We start from the raw sequence: 2,413 nt of genomic DNA, 5'->3' as shown, positions 1-2,413 counted from the left end.
AGCGGAGGGGCACCGGAACCATCCGGTGCCCCTCCGCTTTTTCGTGCCCGTACGACCGGGAATCCGGAAGGGTGATCTCCAATTCCCGGCCATGGCCGGGACTTTGCCATCCCATGGGTTAGGTTCACCGAACAGGTGCTCCAACAGCACATCACCACCCCTGGGGGGAGGTGGAGTTGGCCGAAGAATTCAAGATCGACATGGGCCGGATGAAAACAGTGTCCAAACAACTCGACGAGTGCGGCAACCGCATGGGGCCAGGACGAGGAGAAGGAGAAGGCTCGGGAGTCACGCGTCGAGGCCCCGGGACCGCTTCCGAAGCCCGCGTACCGACCGGCGTCCGCACCGTTCCTGAACGCCGTCGGCTGAGAGGAAGACTCATGGTCAAGGACCTCCGTGTGACACTACCCGTTTCGGGCGGACAGCTCGCCGCCATACCCGAAGTGGCCGAGGCGGCACGGCGGGCCGAGACGCTCTACGGGGTCAGCCTGCTGAACGACGACGTGGCCCGCAACGTGGTGATCAGACACCTGCGGCTACGGAACCGGCTGGACTCCTTCGACGAACTGGCGTTGCTGCTCATCATCATGGGCATAGCGGTCTCCTCGATCACCGGCAATTGGGCGGCGGTGATCCTGGGGGTTCCGGCCGGAATCGCACTCTGGATATGGGACGCGAACCGCGGCTCGGCAAAGACCAACGCTTCCGTGCACTTCACCGCGTACATCGGTCTACTGAGCCAGGCCAGGCGCGCGGGGATGCCCTTCCAGATTCCCGCCGAGTGGGGAGCCGACACCGATCGGGCCTCGTGGGAACAGGACGCCGCGGCCGCTCCGCAACCACCGACCGCCCCGGCCCCGTACCCCACTGCCCCGACCGCGCGCCCCTCCGCTGCTCCCGCACCGTCCGGCTCGTGGTGGCCGACAGACGCCGTCATCGACCCGAAGTTCCCGGTACTGCCGGCCGCCGCACTCACGCGCCACTGGACACTGGCCGGCCGGGCACGTGAAATCGGTGCTCCGTACGCCCTCGACTTCCTCAACGAACAGGCCGTCCGGGGACTGCTCACCACCTTGCGGCGCTGCCGCCACTGGCACCTCGCATGGAGGTCGGTCTCCATCTTGGCTCTGCTCACGGCCGTGACCGTCTTCTCCATCGGCCAGGATCCCTCTCACATCGAGCGCGCCCAACAGTTCCGATCAGCCGCCATCGGACTGATGGCCGTCGGTGTGTGCACGGCCCTGCCGGCTCTGAAGACGTACCGGACCTGGCACCGCTCCGGGATGCACGACCACGCCAACGCCTACCTCGACCTGCTCATCGAGGCCCGCGCGTACGGCGTCCCGGTCCCCGTCCCGCCGACCTGGCTGGACGTGCGCAACCGGATCCGCAAGCCCTCATGACCTCCGTGGAAGGCCCAATGTCCGACATTCCGACAGCCACCGGGGACACCCGCCTTCAGATCCGCTTCGTCGTCCCGCCCGCCTTCCACGAGGTCCCGGTGCTGGGCACCGACGACCCGGTGGCCGAGGAGCTCTGGGAGCTGGTCTGCGAGGTGCTGGCCTCCCAGCCCGAGGAGGTGCGGGTGCGCTGGGCGGTGGCGCTGGCGGAGCTGATCCCGCCGATGGCGGAGGCCGGGGTGATCCACGCCGGGATGTGCCTGGTGGACGTGGACGGCCGTCCGAGCATGGCCACGATCACGGCCTCGCTGTGCCCACTGGAGGGCACCGACTACGCGGGCGCCGTCGACTTCCTGCTCACCCGGCTGGCCCTGTCCCGTCCGGAGGCGGAGGTGACGGCGGTCGAGCTGCCGGCCGGGCGGGCGGTGGCGGTGATCGACGCCGTCGCGACCGCGGTCGACGACGGGGCGACCCCGCTGGACGGCCTGGCGGTCCCGCTCGTCGACGGGGTACTGACCACCTCGGTGATCCAGGTGCACCTGCCGCTGCCGAACGAGATCGAGCTGCTCTCGCTGGAGCTGAGCACCCCCTGCCCGGAGGACTGGGTGCTCTACTCGGAGCTGTTCGCGGACGTCGTCCGCAGCATCCACCTGGAGTTCGCCGACCTCCCGACCGTCTCCGAGCCGCTGTACGAGATGGTGGACGAGGCGGTCGCCCAGCGGGTGAGGGCCGCGTTCGGGTGATCGAGTGAGGGTGATCAGCTGAGGGTAGCCTTGCCGGGGTGAGCACCTGTGCGACCGTGTCGCGTGAACTTTCGGAGCCGCTGGCCGCGACGGCGGCAGTGGCGACCACCTGGCTGCTGGTGGAGCAGAACGGGCCGTGGGGCGCGAAGGCGCTGGGCGAGAGCCACCTGGACGCGGCGGTCGGGCGGGCGCTGGAGGCGGCCGCGGCCGGGACGGGCGTGCGAGTGGCGCTGATCCGCCGGCCCGGGCGGCACGCGGACTGCCTGCCGA

The 2,413-nt window shown here is 69.6% G+C and carries 2 protein-coding genes and 1 pseudogene; all 3 read left to right on the top strand.

Features of this window, described 5'->3' with window-relative positions; translation table 11 throughout:
- Positions 1 to 398: 398 nt before the first annotated feature.
- On the top strand, positions 399 to 1,403 hold the full coding sequence (locus tag KS423_RS43545; RefSeq protein ID WP_224285221.1) for a hypothetical protein: 1,005 nt from the start codon (positions 399 to 401) through the stop codon (positions 1,401 to 1,403).
- A gap of 17 nt (positions 1,404 to 1,420) precedes the next feature.
- A complete protein-coding gene (locus KS423_RS43540) occupies positions 1,421 to 2,143 on the top strand; it encodes a hypothetical protein (RefSeq protein ID WP_224285220.1) in 723 nt (240 codons plus the stop codon).
- A 38-nt stretch (positions 2,144 to 2,181) separates the two neighbouring features.
- Positions 2,182 to 2,413 (top strand): annotated as a pseudogene (locus KS423_RS43535) (sucrase ferredoxin); the annotation flags it as partial.

Source organism: Streptomyces sp. LS1784 (assembly GCF_020103755.1).
Lineage (GTDB): Bacteria > Actinomycetota > Actinomycetes > Streptomycetales > Streptomycetaceae > Kitasatospora.
This window is presented reverse-complemented; position numbering and strand designations above follow the sequence as displayed.